At 59.4% G+C, this 19332-nt stretch carries 18 protein-coding genes; 8 read left to right on the top strand and 10 right to left on the bottom strand.

Translation table 11 applies throughout. The features are described from left to right. Window positions 1–708 (bottom strand): murein tripeptide amidase MpaA, encoded by a 708-nt coding sequence (mpaA, locus tag CPH57_RS09405; RefSeq protein WP_033643228.1) that lies wholly within the window; start codon window positions 706–708, stop codon window positions 1–3. 206 nt (window positions 709–914) lie between these two features. Here mpaA and CPH57_RS09400 point away from each other — a divergent pair, with 206 nt between their 5' ends. Further along, entirely contained in the window at window positions 915–1265 is a 351-nt protein-coding gene (locus CPH57_RS09400; RefSeq protein WP_015378006.1) for a hypothetical protein, read from the top strand. Window positions 1266–1423: 158 nt separating this feature from the next. Further along, window positions 1424–3058, top strand: coding sequence for an ABC transporter substrate-binding protein (locus CPH57_RS09395; protein ID WP_046687130.1), 1635 nt, complete (start codon window positions 1424–1426; stop codon window positions 3056–3058). Window positions 3059–3216: 158 nt separating this feature from the next. Here the strand turns inward: CPH57_RS09395 and CPH57_RS09390 are convergent, their stop codons facing one another. The 3 genes from CPH57_RS09390 to CPH57_RS09380 all read right to left on the bottom strand — a co-directional run bounded on the left by CPH57_RS09390 (window position 3217) and on the right by CPH57_RS09380 (window position 5407). After that, window positions 3217–3465 (bottom strand): hypothetical protein, encoded by a 249-nt coding sequence (locus tag CPH57_RS09390; RefSeq protein WP_004930507.1) that lies wholly within the window; start codon window positions 3463–3465, stop codon window positions 3217–3219. A 194-nt stretch (window positions 3466–3659) separates the two neighbouring features. Further along, window positions 3660–4751, bottom strand: coding sequence for a hypothetical protein (locus CPH57_RS09385; protein WP_096242295.1), 1092 nt, complete (start codon window positions 4749–4751; stop codon window positions 3660–3662). Further along, window positions 4703–5407, bottom strand: coding sequence for a hypothetical protein (locus CPH57_RS09380; RefSeq protein ID WP_033643225.1), 705 nt, complete (start codon window positions 5405–5407; stop codon window positions 4703–4705). Before CPH57_RS09380 ends, CPH57_RS09385 begins: the two co-directional genes overlap by 49 nt. Before the next feature lie 155 nt (window positions 5408–5562). Between CPH57_RS09380 and zntB the strand changes: the two genes are divergently transcribed. Continuing rightward, window positions 5563–6546 carry a zinc transporter ZntB gene (gene zntB, locus CPH57_RS09375; protein WP_033643224.1) on the top strand — a complete coding sequence of 328 codons (984 nt, stop codon included), beginning with the start codon at window positions 5563–5565 and terminating at the stop codon, window positions 6544–6546. A 217-nt stretch (window positions 6547–6763) separates the two neighbouring features. On the opposite strand, the gene CPH57_RS09370 is transcribed toward zntB, so the two are convergent. The 3 genes from CPH57_RS09370 to nifJ form a co-directional block, all read right to left on the bottom strand. After that, on the bottom strand, window positions 6764–7162 hold the full coding sequence (locus CPH57_RS09370) for a VOC family protein (RefSeq protein WP_033643223.1): 399 nt from the start codon (window positions 7160–7162) through the stop codon (window positions 6764–6766). 146 nt (window positions 7163–7308) lie between these two features. Further along, a complete protein-coding gene (ttcA, locus tag CPH57_RS09365; protein WP_033643222.1) occupies window positions 7309–8247 on the bottom strand; it encodes a tRNA 2-thiocytidine(32) synthetase TtcA in 939 nt (312 codons plus the stop codon). 229 nt (window positions 8248–8476) lie between these two features. Continuing rightward, a complete protein-coding gene (nifJ, locus tag CPH57_RS09360) occupies window positions 8477–12010 on the bottom strand; it encodes a pyruvate:ferredoxin (flavodoxin) oxidoreductase (RefSeq protein WP_096242835.1) in 3534 nt (1177 codons plus the stop codon). 247 nt (window positions 12011–12257) lie between these two features. Here nifJ and ssmE point away from each other — a divergent pair, with 247 nt between their 5' ends. Both ssmE and CPH57_RS09350 read left to right on the top strand, forming a co-directional pair. Then, the gene (gene ssmE / locus CPH57_RS09355) at window positions 12258–12590 is read left to right on the top strand and encodes a multidrug efflux SMR transporter SsmE (protein WP_033632935.1); all 333 of its coding nucleotides are present in this window, start codon (window positions 12258–12260) and stop codon (window positions 12588–12590) included. A 499-nt stretch (window positions 12591–13089) separates the two neighbouring features. Beyond that, window positions 13090–13344, top strand: coding sequence for a DUF333 domain-containing protein (locus CPH57_RS09350; protein ID WP_015377999.1), 255 nt, complete (start codon window positions 13090–13092; stop codon window positions 13342–13344). A 29-nt stretch (window positions 13345–13373) separates the two neighbouring features. On the opposite strand, the gene hslJ is transcribed toward CPH57_RS09350, so the two are convergent. Both hslJ and CPH57_RS09340 read right to left on the bottom strand, forming a co-directional pair. Continuing rightward, window positions 13374–13799: a heat shock protein HslJ gene (gene hslJ, locus CPH57_RS09345; protein WP_033650286.1), complete on the bottom strand. Its 426-nt coding sequence runs from the start codon at window positions 13797–13799 to the stop codon at window positions 13374–13376. A gap of 52 nt (window positions 13800–13851) precedes the next feature. Then, on the bottom strand, window positions 13852–14844 hold the full coding sequence (locus tag CPH57_RS09340) for a 2-hydroxyacid dehydrogenase (protein WP_033650287.1): 993 nt from the start codon (window positions 14842–14844) through the stop codon (window positions 13852–13854). A 443-nt stretch (window positions 14845–15287) separates the two neighbouring features. On the opposite strand from CPH57_RS09340, the gene CPH57_RS09335 reads away from it, so the two are divergent. The 3 genes from CPH57_RS09335 to CPH57_RS09325 are packed head-to-tail and all read left to right on the top strand — an operon-like array spanning window position 15288 to window position 18426. Beyond that, complete coding sequence (locus tag CPH57_RS09335; RefSeq protein ID WP_096242294.1) at window positions 15288–17900, top strand: YdbH family protein; 2613 nt, start codon at window positions 15288–15290, stop codon at window positions 17898–17900. Then, on the top strand, window positions 17897–18094 hold the full coding sequence (locus tag CPH57_RS09330; protein ID WP_025302979.1) for a YnbE family lipoprotein: 198 nt from the start codon (window positions 17897–17899) through the stop codon (window positions 18092–18094). The genes CPH57_RS09335 and CPH57_RS09330 overlap by 4 nt, the downstream gene beginning before the upstream one ends. Before the next feature lie 8 nt (window positions 18095–18102). Then, on the top strand, window positions 18103–18426 hold the full coding sequence (locus CPH57_RS09325) for a YdbL family protein (RefSeq protein ID WP_033643218.1): 324 nt from the start codon (window positions 18103–18105) through the stop codon (window positions 18424–18426). A gap of 119 nt (window positions 18427–18545) precedes the next feature. Here the strand turns inward: CPH57_RS09325 and azoR are convergent, their stop codons facing one another. After that, window positions 18546–19151, bottom strand: a complete 606-nt coding sequence (gene azoR, locus CPH57_RS09320; protein ID WP_015377994.1) for an FMN-dependent NADH-azoreductase — start codon at window positions 19149–19151, stop codon at window positions 18546–18548. Window positions 19152–19332: the final 181 nt, after the last annotated feature.

Genomic DNA, 19332 nt, shown 5'->3' with positions numbered 1-19332 from the left:
TTAATTCGGGTAGGTCAGCAGTTCGGTCATGGCGTCGATGTAGCGCTCGCTGGCGGCATCGGCGGAGATCGGCGGGAATTCGGCGGTGATGCACGGCAGCGACAGATCCGCGCACCAGCTGCCGAACGAACCGGGCGTCTCATAGCCGACGCTGGTCACCAGCGGGAGTTCGAACTTGTGCGACAGCCAAACGCCGAGCCGCGAGCTGGCGGGATCTTCGATGCAGGCCAGCGGCTCATGGAACGACACCACCCAATGCGGCTTCAGGCGATGGATCAGATGACACAGCGCCTGGGTTTCCGGTTCGGAGCCGGGGCGCCCGCCGGTGGAGAGCCTGACGTCGCGCACCGGCGCCGCGCTGTTCCAGCGATAGACGGTGTCCCCGGAGCGCCAGTTGGCGGCCGGGAAGTTGCGGTTCAGATCGACGCCGTTGGCATTGGCGCGCAGCCCCAGCTGACAGCCGTCGGGGTTGACCGCCAGCACCACGTGGTGGCGCAACTGTTCGGGGGCGATGCTGCGCAGCGCGCAGGACAGGGTTACGATGGCGGCGCTCTCATCGCCGTGGGTGCCGGCGATGATCAGCCCGGTTTCCGGGCCGCTGACCGCCGCCGGGAAATAGAGCAGCGGCGCGCCCAGCAGCGAGCTGCCGTAGTTCTCTCCTGCGACGGCCAACTGGCCACGTTCACTGCGCGGTCGATGTTCGGTCATGGTGTTGTCCCTGAGTTAAAGGCCGAGAGTCATTGTCATTTTATTCAGTGTATTACGCTTTGAGACATCTTTCCCATCGCAATTGTGCGGCGTTTGCGCGATCTGTGATGCGGTAGCGGCGAAAACGCCAATTAAACCGCACCTGGCCTGAGGCTGTTGTTATACTAACGGCAGAGCTAAGCCAATCACCCGCAAGAGGATTTAACATGCCAGTAGCCAGAATCATCGCCAGCTATAGCGAAAATGAAAATGACACCATCACGCTGCTGTGCGGCGTAGACGCTGAAAACCAGATCCGTCAGGGGGAATGGTTCGGCGTGGTGAAAAATGACGACGGGCGCGGGGACGAATCGAACTATCCGTTCACCCTGCATATCGATTACCAGAAAGATGCCTTCTATCTCGATTACGGCTACGACGACGCGGATGCGCGTCAGCTGCAAAAAACCGATATCTCGGCCCGTCCGCTGGCTGAGAAAGGCTTTTTCACCGTGTTCGATGAAGAAGAGGGTGAAGAGTTCAGCTACCGCATCAACAGCATCCACCTGTACGACTGACGGTCGCTGCCGCAATCCCACCCGTGCCGCCCTGCGCCGCACGGGTTTTTTATCGCCTGAATCGCACTTTTTGCAACTTCTCGCCCGCGGGCTCTAGGCCGGATGGATCTTGTGCTATATGATAAAAAATTCAGATGGTTAACGGGGGACAAATCATAATGACGGGAAAAAAAATGCAACGGGGTTTTCGTTTGGCGCTCTGCGCGGCGGCGATCGGCGCCTGTATGAGCAGCGCCATGGCGGCGCAGGTTCCCCCGGGCACCGCGCTGGCGGACAAACAGGAAATCGTGCGCCACATTAAAGACGAACCGGCCTCGCTCGATCCGATCAAAGCGGTTGGCTTGCCGGAGGCTCAGCTGGCGCGCGATCTGTTCGAAGGGCTGGTCAATCAGGACGCCAACGGGAAAGTGATCCCCGGCGTCGCCACCCGCTGGCAGACCAGCGACAATCAGACTTATATTTTCTATCTGCGTAAAGACGCGCGTTGGTCAAACGGTGACCCTGTCACGGCAAAAGACTTCGTCTACAGCTGGCAGCGGCTGGTAGAACCGAAAAATCTGTCGCCGTTCGCCTGGTTCGCGCAGCTGGCGGGGATCCAGAACGCCGAGCAGATCATCAGCGGCAAACTGCCGGCCGATCGCTTGGGCGTATCGGCGCCGGATGACTACACGCTCAAGGTGCAGTTGGACAAGCCGGTGCCGTACTTCGTCAGCCTGACGGCCAACTTCAGCCTGTTCCCGGTGAATAAGGCGGTGGTGGAAAAATACGGCAACGACTGGACCAAGGTCGGCAATCTGGTGGGCAACGGCGCGTTCAAACTGCAGGAGCGGGTGGTGAACGAGAAGCTGGTGCTGACGCCTAATGACCATTACTGGGATCATGCGCGCACCGTGCTGACCAAAGTGACCTTCGTGCCGATCAACCAGGAATCCAACGCCACCAAGCGTTACCTGGCGGGTGACATCGACATCACCGAATCCTTCCCGAAAAACATGTATCAGAAGCTGCTGAAAGACATCCCGGGGCAGGTGTACACCCCGGATCAGCTCGGCACCTATTATTACGCGTTCAACACCCAGCGTGCGCCGACCAACGACGTGCGGGTGCGTCAGGCTTTGTCCTACGCCATCGATCGCAAGATTATCGCGGAGAAAGTGTTGGGCACCGGTGAAAAACCGGCTTATCATTTCACGCCGGACGTCACCGCCGGGTTCAAACCCGAGGCGAGTTTGCTGCAACAGCAGCCGCAGGCGGAGCTGGACGCACAGGCCAAGGCATTGCTGCAGTCGGCCGGTTACGGCCCGAACAACCCGCTGAAGCTGACGCTGCTGTATAACACTTCCGAGAGCCACCAGAAAATCGCCATCGCCGTGGCCTCGATGTGGAAGAAAAAGCTGGGGATTGACGTCAAGTTGCAAAACCAAGAGTGGAAAACCTACATCGACAGCCGCAATACCGGCAATTTCGATGTGATCCGCGCCTCCTGGGTGGGTGACTATAACGAGGCGTCGACCTTCCTGTCGCTGCTGACCTCCACCCACAGCGGCAATATCGCCAAGTTCAAGAACGCGGACTACGACAAGCTGCTGGCGCAGGCGGGGCGGGAAACCAACCCGGCGGCGGTGACTGCCGATTACAACAAGATGGAACAGATCATTGCCGATCAGGCGCCAATCGCGCCGATATACCAATACACCAACGGCCGCCTGATCAAACCGTGGGTAAAAGGCTACCCGATCACCAATCCGGAAGATGTGGCCTATAGCCAAACGATGTATATCATCAAACACTGAATGGGTTTATTTATCGCCCCCGCGCAATGCGGGGGCGTTATTTTCTCGGCGGCGAAACCACGCGGCTAATTAATTTTTCCATGCGATAAACCCCGTTTAATAATAAACAGGGTTGCCATCATCACATTAATATTGTCTATTTCAGAGAGCGGTTACGCTTACAGACAGTCCCGCATGGCGTCCACCACTACGCGGCCGCTCATATCGGTCTGAGTAATGCGGTAGCTGGTGGGATAAGAACGACGGGTACTGAAACGATCGTGGACGGAGACCTTGCCAATCTGCAGACCGGCGGCGTTTTTCACCACAAACTCACTGATCTCTTCCTGGCCCTGGTTTTGCAAATGGATATTGCTGATTTTTTCCAGCGTATCGCTGGCGTTTATTTTTAAATGGTCGCGTAACATAACTACCTCCTCGTAGTGAGAAAAGTATATGCCCCTAAAATTTGCGCTGAAACAGCTTTGTGTTGATTTATTATTATCATTTTGAATTAAAATTGATAGCAATATGTTAAGTCATAATAATAACGGTATTACCAGCGCTTTATCGGCGATATTGTCTGATTTATCGGCAATGGTTTATTTCAATGCCGTTATTATTAGTCTGCATTAATGGAGAACAGCGCTTGCCTGGCCGCCGGCGCGGGAAAGACGCAGGCGACGTTGTGTCCGCAGCCGGGAACGAGGGTTAACCGATGCGGCTTCTCCGGCGCCAGATAGCGCCGGTCATAGTCGGCATAGGCCAGGGCGCGCTGCAACCGGTAGGGACCCTGCAGCTGGGCGGCGCAGGATTTGTCGAGTATGCGATAGTAGGCGCCCGGCGCGGTGCCGGTATCACCGTCTGCGGCCAGGTAGGTGATATCCGCCGCCGCATAGCGCCGGCGGGCTGCGTCGGCGGTGCGCTGCAGGTGAGCGGGAAGCGCTTCCGGACCATATTTCCACTGGTTAGCCTGCGGGCACTGGCCGGCGTCCAGCGTTTGCCAGCGGAAGCGACAGGTTTTTTCACTGCCACAGCGCTCCGGGTGAAGGGGCTGGGGACGCAGGTTGTCAAAATAGAGCCAGCTGCCCGGATCGGCGACGACATAGCGCAGACGCACTCCGTCCGGCGGGTTGGCGAAGCCGACATAATGCTGCACGAATTGGGCGCCGGCGGAGAAACCGGCGACGGTGATCGACTGCAACGACGGCCAGCGCCGTTTCAGATCGGCCAGCAGGTTATCCATGGCGTTGAACGAGCCGGTTTTCCCGCCATTATCCAAACCGCCTTCGATCCAGGAGCCGCAGCGCCACAGGGCGTCCCCCTCTTGCGGCGCCGGTAGCCCGGCGGAACGGCAGCGGGCGGCAAGCGTCTCCGGCACCTGGAACAGCGGGGCGACCAGCAAGCTGTTGTCTCCCGCTCCCTGCGCGGCGTCGATCGCCGCTTGCAATGTCTTGGCGACATCGCGCGGGTGGCCGTGCATCACCACCAGCGCGGTGCGCGGCTGGGGGGAGTGAGCGTGCGCGACAAAATAAGGCAGTGAACCCGCCGCCGTCGGCGCGTGATAGGGTGTGGCGAGGCGTTCTAACACCGGCTCTGCACGAGCCGATTGGCCGAACAGCAGCAGGGCGGCCATTGCGATGCAGCGCAGGCGGCGCATTCTCGTCAGGTTCGGCGCAGCGCAGCACGCAGTTGTCTCAGGACTTCCCGGCATCGTTGTTCCTCACGTGCGCGTTGATAGTAGCGATAAAAGGCGCGTTCCGAACTGAGGTTGCCCGCGCGTGCCAGCTGCCTGAAGGTCAGGTATGCCAGGCTGAACATAATGATAATAAATAATAAACCGGGGAACAGCAGCTGCCAGCCGTCGGTGATGCGCGCATTAGGCAGATAGCGGAGTGAATAGGGCGTAATCAATACCCCTAACTGCTGCAGCCCCCATTGAGTCAACGCAGGGAACAGCACCAGCAACGTAACGAACACCAAATACAGCAAGAAATAGCGACAGGAAAGCAAGAAACGCTTGAACGCGTTATTGGCGCTTGGCCGCAAAACGAAGCCTGCGGGCGTGGCGCGCAAGATTTGCTGACGGCCACCGGTGAAACGATAGCGTTCCAGCGCCGCTACGCTATCCGGCAATGCCAGCAGCAGCTGCAGCGCAACAAGGCCGGCGCTGCGGTTGCCGATATAGTCGCGAAACCGCAACAGACGTATGGGGGCGCTTTGGGGCTTCTCGACGGATTCGAGCAGGTTTAACAGCTTATCGTGGTTTTCCCGCCGAATGCGAAAAGGCGTTTTGACCACGGCGATAAACAGCGTAATGACGGTCGGTAGGACGATTTTCAAGATATCTGCGGTGCTGATTTGTAACATGCGAGTTTCCTCTCGGGCTGTCTTGCGTTCCTGGCAGCAGAAGTATAGACCACGCTTATGGGACAACATGAAAACTGGCGTTACAGCTTGGTCTTTGATCTCCAAGGCGTTAACGCTAGACTCAGCAACATAAGCAAGACTGAGGGGATAAATGAATGGATGTGATTGAGGGGAGCGAGCTGCAGGTCGCCGACGCGGTCTACGCCTACCAGCTGGATGGCAAGGGCGGCGTCACGCCGATCGAGCGGGATGACAAGATCACCTGCGACGCGCCTTGCTGGCTGCATCTTGATTACGCGCACCCGGCCAGCGCCGAATGGCTGAGCACCACGCCGCTGCTGCCGGACTCGGTGCGCGAAGCGCTCTCCGGCGAAAGCTCACGGCCGCGCGTCAGCCGCCAGGGCGAAGGCACCATGATCACGCTGCGCAGCATCAACTTTAACGCCAACTCACGGCCGGACCAGTTGGTCACCATTCGCGTGTACATCACCGATAAACTGATTATCTCCACGCGGCACCGCAAGGTGTATTCCATCGATCAGGTGGTGAACGATTTGCAAAGCGGCGCCGGGCCGACCAACAGCGGCAACTGGCTGGTGGAGATTTCCGATGCGTTGACCGATCACACCAGCGAATTCATTGAGGATCTGCACGACAAGATTATCGATCTGGAGGACGCCTTGCTGGAACAGCAGGTGCCGGAGCGTGGCCAGCTGGCGTTGATCCGTAAACAGCTTATCGTGCTGCGCCGTTACATGGCGCCGCAGCGTGACGTTTTCGCACGGCTGGCCAGCGACCGCCTGCCGTGGATGAGCGACGACGATCGCCGCCGCATGCAGGACATCGCGGATCGCCTGGGCCGCGGGTTGGACGATCTGGACGGCAGCATCGCACGCACCGCTATCTTGTCCGACGAAATTACCACGGTGATGGCCGACGCGATGAACCGCCGCACTTACACCATGTCGCTGTTGGCGATGGTATTTCTGCCGACCACCTTCCTGACCGGGCTGTTTGGCGTCAACCTTGGCGGCATACCGGGCGGCGGCAACCCCTTCGGTTTCGCGGCATTTTGCCTGATGCTGGTCGGGTTGGTGCTTGGCGTCGCCTGGTGGCTGAAGCGCAGCCGCTGGCTGTAGGCGAAAATGGCGAAAACCCGGTTAACATTGAGCAAAATCAACATTTAGCCGGGGGAAATGGGGCATGATCTCTCTCGCAGGTGAATGCAACGTCAAGCGATGGGCGTTGCGCTCCATAATTGTCTTACTTTCTTATTTTTGAATTACTGCATAGCACATTTGATTCGTACAATGCCGGTTTAATCACCGGCATTTTTTTATTCGATTTCTCTCTTCCTCAGGCCGCGCTTTCATCCCAGAAGCTGGCTTCAATCTTATGCCCATCCAAATCACGGACAAAGCAGCCGTAGTAAGCCTCACCGTAATGCGGCCGCGAACCGGGTGCGCCTTCATCGACGGCGCCGGCCAGCAGCGCCTGGCGATGGAATTCATCCACCTGTTGCTTGCTGGTCGCGAAAAAACCGACGTGCGTGCCGTTGCCGGGTGAAGCGGGCTGGCCGTCGATCGGCACCTGCAGCCAGAACTCCGGGTAGTCGCGGCCATAACCGATCGCGCCGGGATGCTCCAGCACCCGTCGGCAACCCAAGGCGGCCAGCGTGCGATCGTAAAAGGCCGCGGCGGCGACGAAATCGTTCGAGCCCAGCGAGACGTGGGACAGGCAGGGGGTGATATTCATTGCGCGATCTCCATATGACTGTATAAATGCACAGTATAGGGTAAAAACGGCATCGCCCAGCAAATTTTGCGCAAACTGTGAACAGGATCGAGATCGTCGAGTGAGGAGAATGTCGCCGCTCGCAGGGTGGCGGGCGGCGAGGGGACTTATTTGATTTCCAGCACGTCCAAACGCGCCGGCGCAGGCGCCGCGTCGTCCGAATCTTCCGGCTGCCAGCCGACCGGCTGCATCGGAATGTCTTCGCGATCGAAGGCCAAATCGCCGCCGTCCACCACCGCGCTGCCGTGGTGAATGCCTTTGAAATCAAACAGATTGATATCGCTCAGGTGCGAAGGCACCACGTTTTGCATGGCGCTGAACATGGTTTCCAGCCGGCCTGGGTAACGTTTGTCCCAGTCGCGCAGCATGTCGCCGATCACCTGGCGCTGCAAATTAGGCTGAGAGCCGCACAGATTGCATGGAATGATCGGGAACGCTTTGGCGATCGAGAAACGCTCGATGTCTTTTTCGCGGCAATAGGCCAGCGGGCGAATGACCACGTGCTTGCCGTCGTCGCTCATCAGTTTGGGCGGCATGCCTTTCATCTTGCCGCCGTAGAACATGTTGAGGAACAGCGTCTGCAGAATATCGTCGCGGTGGTGGCCCAGCGCGATCTTGGTGGCGCCCAGTTCGGTGGCGGTGCGATACAGAATGCCGCGGCGCAGGCGCGAGCACAGTGAACAGGTGGTTTTGCCTTCCGGGATCTTGTCTTTAACGATACTGTAGGTGTTTTCTTCGACGATCTTGTACTCCACCCCCAAGCCTTCCAGGTAAGCAGGCAGAATATGCTCAGGGAAGCCGGGCTGTTTCTGGTCGAGATTCACCGCCACCAGCGAGAAATTGATCGGCGCGCTCTGCTGCAGATTGCGCAGGATCTCCAGCATGGTGTAGCTGTCTTTGCCGCCGGACAGACAGACCATGATGCGGTCGCCTTCTTCAATCATATTGAAATCGGCGATCGCTTCGCCCACGTTGCGGCGCAGGCGTTTTTGCAATTTGTTCAGGTTGTACTGCTCTTTTTGGCTAACGGATTGCTTTTCTGACATTTAAATCGTGCTCATTCTCAATGGGGGGCACTAGGGGCATGGCGTTGTAGACCGCGAGTTTACCATTCAACCGGCCGATTTTGATCATTATTCATCATCCAGCTTCCACGCGCCCGACGCGAGGCCTGTATGGTACGGATTGCGCGCAGGAATGCCAGCAGGTTTTATTGCTACGCCTTACGTCAACGGTAAAAGATCAGGGCGCGAATCGCTCGCGCCCTGAGGGAGGTTACTCAGCGGCGGACTTTTCCGCCTTGCCGGCCAGCAGGCTGAGGAAATCGTATTTCTCCTTCAGCTCTTTCTCGGCGGCCTGATACAGCGCGCTGGCCACCTCCGGCTGCTGCGCGTTCAGGCGGCGGAAACGCTGTTCTTTTAGCAGCGTTTCCGACAGGTTGCTGTTCGGCGGCCGTGAATCCAGCGCCAATGCGGCCTTGCCCTCGGCGCTGCGGCGCGGATCGAAGCGGTACAGCGGCCAGAAGCCGGTGGCGGTCAGCTGTTTCATCTGATCGTGGCTGAGCGCCAGATCGTAGCCGTGCTCTTCGCACGGGCTGTAGGCGATGATCAGCGACGGTCCCGGATAGGCCTCGGCCTCCTGAATCGCTTTCACCGTCTGGTTGAGCTGCGCCCCCAGCGAGATCTGCGCGACGTAAACATGGCCGTACATCATCATGCTGACGCCCAGATCCTTGCGCGCCTTGCGCTTGCCGTGCTCGCCGAATTTGGTCACCGCGCCGAGCGGCGTGGCCTTCGACTGCTGGCCGCCGGTGTTGGAGTAGCACTGGGTGTCGAGCACCAGCACGTTGACGTTCTCCGTCAGGCTGAGGACGTGATCCAAACCGCCGAAGCCGATGTCGTAGGCCCAGCCGTCACCGCCGATCAGCCAGATGGATTTATCCACCAGATAGTCGGCGTCGGTCGCCAGCTGGCGCGCATCTTCACCTTCAATACTCGCCAGCAGCGCGCGCAGTTCGGCGATTTGCTTGCGGCGCGGCTCCGGCGCCACGTCTTCCATCTGCAGGGCATTGACCAACTGCTCCGGCAGCTGCGGCGCCAGCGAATTCAGCAGGCGCAGCACCCGCGCGCGATGTTGATCGACCGTCAAACGGAAGCCCAGGCCGAATTCGGCGTTGTCTTCGAACAGCGAGTTGGCCCATGCCGGCCCGCGCCCTTCGGCGTTGGTGGTGTACGGCGTGGTCGGCAGGTTGCCGCCGTAGATCGACGAACAGCCGGTGGCGTTGGCGATCAGCAAACGGTCGCCATAGAGCTGGGTCAACAGCTTGATGTACGGCGTTTCGCCGCAGCCGGAGCAGGCGCCGGAGTACTCGAACAGCGGCGTGATCAGCTGCGAGGTGCGAATGTCGATGCGTTCCAGCTGCGCCGTATCGATTTCCGGCAGCTGCAGGAAGAAATCGTAGTTGTCTTTTTCCGCCGTCAGATTATCGAGGCGTGAGGCCATATTGATGGCCTTGATCTCCGGGTTCTGGCGATCTTTCGCCGGGCAGACCTCGACGCACAGGTTACAGCCGGTGCAATCCTCCGGCGCCACTTGCAGCACGTATTTTTGCCCACGCATATCGCGCGCTTTGACATCCAGCGACTGCAGGGAGGCGGGGGCGTGTTCCATCTCCGCCGGCTGCACGACCTTGGCGCGAATGGCGGAGTGCGGACAGGCGGCGACGCAATGGTTGCACTGGGTGCACAGGTCGGGCTGCCAGACCGGGATCGCTTCGGCGATGTTGCGCTTTTCCCACTGGGTGGTGCCCACCGGCCAGGTGCCGTCCGGCGGGAAGGCGGAAACCGGCAGCGCATCGCCCAGTCCGGCCAGCATCGCGGCGGTAACGGTTTTGACGAAGTCAGGCGCGGCGTCCGAGACCACCGGCGGGCGCATCGGGCTGCTGTCGTCGACCGGCTGCAGCGGGATTTCAATCAGCGCGCCGCGGGTGGCGCCCAGCGCCTGCCAGTTGCGCTCGACGATCTCCTGGCCTTTGCTGCTGTAGCTGCGGGCGATGGCGTCCTGCAGCTGTTGCAGCGCCACGTCGCTCGGCAGGATCTGCGTCAGATGGAAAAACGCCATCTGCATGACGGTGTTGATGCGCGCGCCGAGCCGGCATTCACGCGCCAGCTTGGCGGCGTTGATGATGTAGAAACGCGCCTGGCGTTGATGCAACAGCGCCTGTACCTCCTGCGGCAGGCGCGACCAGACTTCGTCGGCGCCGTAAGGGGTATTGAGCAGGAAGGTGCCGCCGGGTTTGAGGCGCTCAACCATCTGGTACTTATCGATAAACTGCAGCTGGTGGCAGCCGACGAAATCCGCCTGGCTGACCAGATAGGCCGAATTGATCGGCTGCTCGCTGACGCGCAGGTGCGAGACCGTCAGGCCGCCGGCCTTTTTGGAGTCGTAGACGAAATAGCCCTGCGCATACAGCGGCGTGGCGTTGCCGATGATTTTGATGTTGTTCTTGGTGGCCGAGACCGAGCCGTCGCTGCCCAAACCGTAGAATAGCGCTTCCAGCGAGGCGCGCTGCGGCAGGATTTCGTCGCTCAGCGGCAGCGAAAGGCCGGTGACGTCATCGAAGATGCCGACGGTGAAGCGCGGGCGCGGCTGCGGCTGGGCCAGCTCGCGAAACACCGCCAGCGCGCAGTCCGGGCCGAACTCCTTCGACGACAGGCCGTAACGGCCGCCGATCACTCGCGGCAGCGTGGCGCGCCCGCCCCGGCTGTAGGCTTCCGCCAGCGCGGTCATCACGTCCAGATACAGCGGCTCGGCCAGCGCGCCCGGTTCTTTGGTGCGATCGAGCACCGCGACGCTGCGCACGCTGTCCGGCAGCGCGCCGAGCAGGTGTTTGGCGGAGAACGGCCGGAACAGCCGCACTTTCAGCACGCCGACTTTTTCGCCGCGGGTCAGCAGGGTGTCGATCACTTCTTCGCAGGTGCCGGCGGCGGAGCCCATCACCACCACCACGCGTTCGGCCTGCGGGTGGCCATAATAGTCGAACGGCCGGTAGTGGCGGCCGGTGAGGGCGGCGAAGGCCTCCATGGCGTCGATCACGTGCTGGTCGGCGGCGTCATACCACGGGTTGGTGGCTTCGCGCGACTGGAAATAGGTGTCCGGGTTGGCGGAGGTGCCACGCACCACCGGATGATCTGGCGACAGCGCCCGGCTGCGGTGAGCGTCGATCGCCGCCTGCGGCAGCATTTGCCGCAGCGTATCGTCGCTGAGCGGCACGATCTTGTTGATTTCGTGCGAGGTGCGGAACCCGTCGAAGAAATGGATAAACGGCACGCGTGCGTTGAGGGTGGCGGTCTGCGAGATCAGCGCGAAGTCCTGCGCCTCCTGCACGTTGCTGGCGCACAGCATGGCGCAGCCGGTCTGGCGCACCGCCATCACGTCCGAATGGTCGCCGAAGATCGACAGCGCGTGTGTGGCTACGGTGCGCGCGGCGACATGCAGCACGAACGGCGTCAGCTCGCCGGCCAGCTTGTACAGCGTCGGGATCATCAGCAGCAGACCCTGCGATGAAGTGAACGAGGTCGAGAGCGCACCGGTTTGCAAGGCGCCGTGCACGGTGGCGATCGCGCCGCCTTCCGACTGCATTTCCACCACTCGGGGGATGTCGCCCCAGATGTTTTGCCGACCATCGCCGGACCAGGCGTCCGCCTGCTCTGCCATGGTGGAACTTGGCGTGATAGGGTAGATGGCAATCACTTCGTTGGTGCGATAGGCCACGGAAGCGACTGCGTTATTACCATCTGTAGTTATCATCGACATTACCTTTTCATTGCTCACAAAGCCGCGAAAGCACACTTTCGCAGTAATGGGAAAAAGTCTAACAGAGGGTTTGAACGCGGCTTTATCGTGTTTGTGTGGCGGGTGATAAATCGGCAAGCGTATCCGGCATCGCTATTTGCATCGCCGGTTGAGGTCCTTCAATAAATTGTTTTCGCCGTTTAAAGACAATTTATTTCCGGCGCGTCATAATTACGCATCGGTAAACTGACAGAAGAAAACCATGAGCGGATTTATGTATTTGACGATGGCGATAGTCGCGGAAGTGATCGCCACCACCATGTTGAAAGCTTCCGAGGGCTTTACCCGTCTGTGGCCGTCGCTGCTGGTGGTGCTGGGCTACGGCGTGGCGTTTTGGGGGCTGTCGATGGTGGTCAAGAGCATGCCGCTGGGCATTGTGTATGCGATTTGGTCGGGCATGGGGATCGTGCTGGTGTCGGTCGCGGCGGTATTCGTTTATCAGCAAAAATTGGATTGGCCGGCGATTGTCGGCATGGGATTAATTATTGCCGGCGTGCTGGTAATTAATTTACTGTCGAAAGCCTCTGTGCACTGAATGTTATTTTGATGTAAAAAAAGCCGGCGTGACAGCAAGTCGCGCCGGTTGAAGAATTCAGCCATCATTCACTGAAAATAGTGGAATGCTAATTAGTTAGCGCCGTCAGCATAGACGCAAATATCATCCTCTCCGGTAGCAAAAAATGCGCCGTCACGCCGAAAGCACGCGGGGTTAATTAATACCGATATCATGCGAAGAAACCCCGTCGCCGGCAACGGTGACGTTATCACTTTCTCTCTGCGGCCGGGGCGGGCGGTGGGGGCCGCTGTCACGTTTAACCTCCCGCAATGGGGGCGGAAATATTCTGCAAACAAAATAAATGTCCGGCCGGTGCAAAAAAACCACAAATAATGGCCGGAATATATTTTCATTATTTATATATCGAGCTAGATTAAACAAGTTTGCATCAAAGATAGCGAAACGTGTCCGCCAAGTGACGCGCGTTATCGGCAATGGCGATTTTACACAGCGCAGTTCCGGGTTCAGGAGTGGGATAATGACGACATCAAAATGGCTGCTTGCCAGCGCCGTGCTGCTTTTAGCCGCCTGCAGCAGCAACAACGAAGAGCCAGTACAGCAGGGCAACAGTGCCAGAATCAATACGTTGCAGACCAGCGCCGGTTGCGCGGCGGTCGGCGGCGTCACCACCATCGCGCACAACTTGAACGGTGAAGCGTTGCGCATGTGCCAGATGCCGAACGGCAAACAGTGTGAGGAACGCACGCTGGGCCTGGGCAGCTGCGCCGGGTAAGCCCACGGCGCTAGGCCTGGCGTCCAGAATCAATATACCCAGTCGCGCAGGGCATAAACCAGCGTGTGGCCGCTGCCGTTGAGCGTCAGCTGCTGCGCGCTCAGCGTCACTTCGGCGCCGTTTTCCAGCACGGTGCCGATCACTCGATCCCAGCGATTGCGCTGCTCATCAGGGCACAGCCTGCGCGTCGAGGCCAACGGTTTTACCGTCAGTACGCCGTCGCGTAATTGCCCCTGGCCGAAAAAGCGGTTGCACATCGCGCCGGACACATGCAGGTTCTCGCCGAACTCCAGATTGAGCAGGACGCCGCCCGTTGGGGATTTTGCCGCTTCGCCATCGACGCTCTGCAACACGAAATTATGATGCATCAGATCGCCGGGCGTAACGGTCGCGGGTGGTTTCATGCTGCATCCCCCCAAGACCAGCGCCGCAAAGGCGGCCATCGTTGTTCTCATCGTCGCGCTCTCAAATAAACAGGGCGCCGCAAGGGGCGCCCTGAGATGCCGTTCACGCGTTCAACTGGTTCGGGCAGGCTTCGCCGCGATCCAATTGGCTGATGTTCTGCAGCGTGGTTTGCGAAATGCTGGTCAGCGCCTCTTCGGTCAGGAAAGCCTGATGGCCGGTGAACAGCACGTTGTGACAGGCCGACAGGCGGCGGAACACGTCATCCTGAATCACGTCGTTAGACTTGTCTTCAAAGAACAGATCGCGTTCGTTCTCGTAGACGTCCATCCCGAGCGCGCCGATTTTTTGCTGCTTCAACGCGTCGATGGCGGCGGTAGAGTCGATCAGCGCGCCGCGGCTGGTGTTGATCACCATTACGCCGTTTTTCATCATCGCGAAGGCGTCGGCATTCAGCAGATGGTGGTTTTCCGGCGTCAGCGGGCAGTGCAGGGTGATTACGTCGGATTGCGCGTACAGCGTTTTCAGGTCGACATACTCTGCGCCCAGTTCCAGCGCCTGTTCGCTGGGGAACGGATCGTAAGCCAGCAGCTTCATGCCGAAGCCTTTGAGAATGCGCATCGTCGCCACGCCGATTTTACCGGTGCCGATCACGCCGGCGGTGCGATTGTGCATGTTAAAGCCGATCAGCCCTTCGAGAGAGAAATTGGCGTCGCGGGTGCGTTGATATGCGCGGTGAATACGGCGGTTCAGGCACATCATCATGCCTACCGCGTGTTCCGCCACGGCTTCCGGCGAGTAGGCCGGCACGCGCACTACCTTGATGCCCAGCGCTTTGGCGGCGTCCAGATCGACGTTATTAAAACCGGCGCAGCGCAGGGCGAGAATTTCGACGCCCAGCGCCGCCAGTTCTTCGAGCACTTCACGGCTACCGTCGTCGTTGACGAAGATACACACCGCCTTGCAACCGGCGGCCGTTTTGGCGGTTTTTTTACTGAGTAAAAAGTCGAAGAATTCCAGCTCATAGCCAAACTGCTGATTCACCAGTTCGAGATATTTACGGTCATACTGTTTGGTGCTGTATATCGCCAATTTCATCGTGGTTTCTCCACCGTGATTTTGTGATCAATTTAACAGATTTTAGTAAATTCGACAATTGGTTAGCCACGCTGCAGGGCTGCTGTGGGCTGGCGGCGGTGAAGGGAAGGCGACGGTGAGGCGGGCGACAAAAAAATCCCCACGGGGGTGTGGGGAATGGCTTCTCTAGTACACAGTTAGCTAGCAGCTAAACTTTTATTAGAATGCTTGCAAGACTATTAATCATCAACGGTAACAACAATAACAAAAGTCTGAAAACTGTCCTATTTATGTGATGTATATGTAACGAAAATCTACAACTCCGCGCGCGCTTGCGCCAAAAGGGTGCAAATCGCCTCTGCGACCGCGCTCAGCTTCACCCTATGTCAAATTCGTGCCATCATTATTGTCAATTCAGGCATAGACTTAACCAATGCCTAACACAGGAACGAAGCAATCATTTAATGACCAGGCGATTGAAAGTATTCATAGGGACGGTGGCGGGCTGCGCAATCCTGGTGCTGGCGTTGTGGCAAACCTTGCCGCGCTGGCTGCCGGGGGTGTTATCGCATTGGTTGCCGGCGGGAAGCCGACTGGAGTTGCAGGGCAAATTGCATTGGCGCCAGGGCGGCCTGACGTTGGCGGGGGCGCGTTTCACCGCGCAAGATTGTCTGCTGGCCAGCGTCGGGCCGACGCGGCTGGCTTATCGGCAAGGCCGCTGGCAGCTGTCGAGCGATAAGGTCAGCGTCGATAGCGCCTGTTTGTCAAAACTGCCGGGCGGCGACGCCAACAGCGCGCCGCTTGCGCTCGATCAACTGCAGCGGCAGCTGCCGCCGCTGGATCTCACCATTCATGACCTCACGCTCATTCCCTGGCAGCGTTATGCCGGGAAGCTGCAGCTTTCCTCCGGCTCTGACGGGCAACGTCTGCATTATCGGGGGCCGAATCTCAGCGCCGAGGCGCAGTTGGATGAAAAACAACAGCTGACGTTGCACAGCCTGACCGTCATTCCGCCCAACAGCGCGCAACCGCTGCGCCTCGCCGGCAAGATAACCATTCCGCTGGATCTGGCCAGCCTGCCGACGCAGGGCGCGCTGCAGGGTGAAATGCAGACGGCCTATCTGGAAAAACCGGTTTTGCTGGATATGCGCTGGCAACAGCAGCAGGGCGTGTTGACGGTGAGCGAGAAAGGCGACGATCGGCCGCTGGCGGTGCTGCCGTGGGAAGTGACCCCGCAGCGGGTCAGCATCAAGCAGGGCGAGTGGCGTTGGCCCTACAGCGGACAGCCGTTGAACGGCGGCCTCAGCATCGCGCTGCACGACTGGAGCAAGGGACTGGATGAAACGGAGATCAGCGCGCGGCTGAACGTGATCACGGCCGGCCACAACGGCAAGGGCAATGCGGTGCTCACCCTCGGGCCGGGCAAGGTGGGGCTGACCGACAGCGATCTGCGGTTCCAACTGACCGGCCAGGCCAATCTGGCCGACTTCTCCGCTACCGCGTCGGTCCCGGGCGTGCTCGGCGGCAGCATTCTCAATCCGACGCTGGTTCTGCAGCCGGGTTCGTTGCTGCGCCTGTGGGGCAAGGTGACGCCGGAAATGACGCTGGAAGAGGCGCGTTTGCCGCTGGCGGGCGTGAAGGTGACCGCTGCCGGTATTACCGGCCGCCTGCAGGCGATTTTGAGCGCCAGCGACAGTTACTGGGGCCGCTTCAAGCTGCATCTGGACGGCCAGGCGCAGGATTTCTGGCCGGACAAGGGCCACTGGCAATGGCGCTACTGGGGCAATGGCCGCTTGCCGCCGCTGCAGGCCGCCTGGGACGTGGCCGGCAGCGGCAGCTGGCGCGACAGCGAGTTGGTGCTCGATAAACTCTCCACCGGCTTCGATAAGTTGAAGTACGGCCTGGTGACGGTCGCCGCGCCGCGCTTGAGCCTCAACCAGCCGCTGCGCTGGCGGCGTGATGAACAAAGCCCGCAGTTCAACGGTGAGCTGCAGCTGGCGGCGGATAAGGTCAGCTTCAGCGATGGCGGTTATCTGCCGGCGCCGGTGCTGGCGCTGCAGGTGAACGGCCGTTCGCCGGACAGTTTCCAGATGCAGGGCAAGCTGCAGGCGCAACAGATCGGTCCGATCGCGCTGCGCGGCCGTTGGGACGGCGAACGTCTGCGCGGCGAAGGCTGGTGGCCGAAACAGTCGCTGAAGGTCTTCCAACCGCTGCTGGCGCCGGATCTCAATCTCACGCTGCGCGACGGCGAGTTTTACGCGCAGTCGGCGTTTTCCGCCGCCCGCGAACAAGGGTTCGAGGCCGGTGGCCACTGGGTGGTGAAAAACGGCGGCATGTGGCTGAAGGACGGGGAGATGAGCGGCCTGGATTTCATCCTGTCGTACCGGTTCAAGCAGCATCACTGGCAATTGGGAGCTAAACAGCCGGTATCGCTGCGCATCAAGTCTTTCACCAACCTGTTCGAGATGCAGAACATTTCCGCCGATTTGCAGGGCACCTATCCTTATAGCGAAGGGCAGCCGCTGACGTTGAGCAACGTCGGCGTGGACATGCTCAACGGGCATATCAGCCTGTCGGCGCTGCGGTTGCCGCAGCATGACGCCGCAGTGCTGAAGCTGGACAAGGTCGATCTCAGCGCGCTGTTTACCGCCCTGAAACCGAAGCAGTTCGCCATGTCCGGCCGCGTCGACGGCGAGTTGCCGCTGTTCCTGAACCATCCGAAGTGGCTGGTGCAAAACGGCTGGATCGCCAACGCCGGCACGTTGACGCTGCGCCTGGACAAAGACATGGCCGACGCCATCGGCAGCAACAACCTGGCGACCGGCGCGGCGATCGACTGGCTGCGCTACATGGAAATCAACCGTTCGCATGCCCGGGTCGATCTCGACAACCTGGGCGAGCTGACGCTGAGCGCACGCATCGACGGCATCAACCCGCAGAAAAGCGCCAAGCGCGAGGTGATCCTGAACTATCGTCATCAGGAAAACGTGTTTCAGCTGTGGCGCAGTTTGCGCTTCGGCGACAATTTACAGGAGTGGCTGGAGCAGGCCCTCTCACAACCTGGGGAGCAACAATGAAAATCATGAGTGTGTCGACGCTGGCAGCGGTGCTGTGCGTTTCGCTGCTGAGCGGCTGCGTGCCGCGCATCGAGGTGGCGACGCCTAAGGATCCGATCACTATCAATATGAACGTCAAGATCGAACATGAAATTCATATCAAGGTGGATAAGGACGTCGAAAACCTGCTGAAAACCCAAAGCGGTCTGTTCTAGGAGCCGACATGAAAAAACGTTATTTGTGGCTGGCCGGCGCCGCCTGGCTGTTCAGCGGCCTGGCGATGGCGCTGACGCTGGATGAGGCGAAGCAGCAAGGGCGGGTGGGGGAAACCCTGAGCGGCTACATCGCGCCGGTGCAGCAGGACGCCGAAACTTTGGCGCTGGTGAAGCGCATCAACGCCGGCCGCGCCGAGAAGTATCAGGAAGTGGCGGACGGCAACCATATCGCCGTCGATGAAGTGGCGCGCATGGCCGGCCAGAAGCTGGTGACGCGGGCGCAGAGCGGCGAGTATGTGCGCGGCATCAACGGCCAGTGGCTGAAGAAGTAAAAAAAAGCGCGCCGTCTGGCGCGCTGAATGATACGGATAGATGATTATTATGAGGGTAGTGCAGGTTTGACAAGGCTTGCCTCTTGTCCGGCAGGGGCATGACGCCCCTGCGCAGTCTCTTACGCGGCAACCACCTGAGACAGGGCCGCTTTGGCGTCTTCCTGTGCTTTGGTCGCCACTTCCGGACCGTAGGCGATGCCTTCCGCGAAGACGAACTCTACGTCGGTGATGCCGATGAAGCCCAGGAACAGACGCAGGTAAGGTTCCACCAGGTCGGTTGGGGTGCCTTTATGAATGCCGCCGCGGCTGGTCAGGATCACGGCGCGTTTGTTTTTCACCAGGCCTTCCGGACCGTTTTCGGTGTAACGGAAAGTCACGCCGGCGCGGGCGACCAGATCGAAATAGTTTTTCAGCTGGGTCGGGATGTTGAAGTTGTACATCGGTGCGGCGATCACGATGACGTCATTGGCCTGCAGCTCGGCGATCAGTTCGTCCGACAGGGCCAGCGCTTCTTGTTGACGCGGAGTCAACGGAGCATCGGAAGGACGCAGCGCGCCAACCAGCTCGCCGTCCAGCACCGGGATTGGCTGTGCGGCCAGATCGCGCACGGTGATGGTGTCGCCGCTGTGGGCGTTGCTCCATTGCTCTACGAAGAAATCGGCCAGTTGGTTAGACTGAGAGTAGGTCGCCAGGATGCTTGATTTCAGAACCAATACGTTGCTCATCGATAATTCCTTACGTTGTGACAGTGACATCAGGACTCAGCGTCCCTTGCATGAACTACATGCTATTCACATTCCCCCAACAGTGATAGCGCAATATTTCGAGATCTTCGTTCGATTTTATTGAATAACCTGCCGAGGCGTTACTCGCGAAAGTAGGGGGAAAAAGCCGTTTGTGATAGGC

It is taken from the genome of Serratia sp. JKS000199 (assembly GCF_900215455.1).
Taxonomy (GTDB): Bacteria; Pseudomonadota; Gammaproteobacteria; order Enterobacterales; family Enterobacteriaceae; genus Serratia; species Serratia ureilytica.
The sequence above is the reverse complement of the archived record's forward strand: the minus strand, read 5'-3'. Positions and strand labels throughout refer to the sequence as shown.

Coding starts and splice junctions, on each gene's coding strand:
- CPH57_RS09330 (WP_025302979.1), top strand. CDS start 17,897: ATGAAAATCATGAGTGTGTCGACGCTGGCAGCGGTGCTGTGCGTTTCG.
- CPH57_RS09380 (WP_033643225.1), bottom strand. CDS start 5,407: ATGTTACAAATCAGCACCGCAGATATCTTGAAAATCGTCCTACCGACC.
- CPH57_RS09400 (WP_015378006.1), top strand. CDS start 915: ATGCCAGTAGCCAGAATCATCGCCAGCTATAGCGAAAATGAAAATGAC.
- CPH57_RS09370 (WP_033643223.1), bottom strand. CDS start 7,162: ATGAATATCACCCCCTGCCTGTCCCACGTCTCGCTGGGCTCGAACGAT.
- nifJ (WP_096242835.1), bottom strand. CDS start 12,010: ATGATAACTACAGATGGTAATAACGCAGTCGCTTCCGTGGCCTATCGC.
- CPH57_RS09385 (WP_096242295.1), bottom strand. CDS start 4,751: ATGCCGGGAAGTCCTGAGACAACTGCGTGCTGCGCTGCGCCGAACCTG.
- ssmE (WP_033632935.1), top strand. CDS start 12,258: ATGAGCGGATTTATGTATTTGACGATGGCGATAGTCGCGGAAGTGATC.
- mpaA (WP_033643228.1), bottom strand. CDS start 708: ATGACCGAACATCGACCGCGCAGTGAACGTGGCCAGTTGGCCGTCGCA.
- CPH57_RS09340 (WP_033650287.1), bottom strand. CDS start 14,844: ATGAAATTGGCGATATACAGCACCAAACAGTATGACCGTAAATATCTC.
- CPH57_RS09390 (WP_004930507.1), bottom strand. CDS start 3,465: ATGTTACGCGACCATTTAAAAATAAACGCCAGCGATACGCTGGAAAAA.
- CPH57_RS09325 (WP_033643218.1), top strand. CDS start 18,103: ATGAAAAAACGTTATTTGTGGCTGGCCGGCGCCGCCTGGCTGTTCAGC.
- CPH57_RS09395 (WP_046687130.1), top strand. CDS start 1,424: ATGACGGGAAAAAAAATGCAACGGGGTTTTCGTTTGGCGCTCTGCGCG.
- ttcA (WP_033643222.1), bottom strand. CDS start 8,247: ATGTCAGAAAAGCAATCCGTTAGCCAAAAAGAGCAGTACAACCTGAAC.
- CPH57_RS09350 (WP_015377999.1), top strand. CDS start 13,090: ATGACGACATCAAAATGGCTGCTTGCCAGCGCCGTGCTGCTTTTAGCC.
- CPH57_RS09335 (WP_096242294.1), top strand. CDS start 15,288: ATGACCAGGCGATTGAAAGTATTCATAGGGACGGTGGCGGGCTGCGCA.
- zntB (WP_033643224.1), top strand. CDS start 5,563: ATGGATGTGATTGAGGGGAGCGAGCTGCAGGTCGCCGACGCGGTCTAC.
- azoR (WP_015377994.1), bottom strand. CDS start 19,151: ATGAGCAACGTATTGGTTCTGAAATCAAGCATCCTGGCGACCTACTCT.
- hslJ (WP_033650286.1), bottom strand. CDS start 13,799: ATGAGAACAACGATGGCCGCCTTTGCGGCGCTGGTCTTGGGGGGATGC.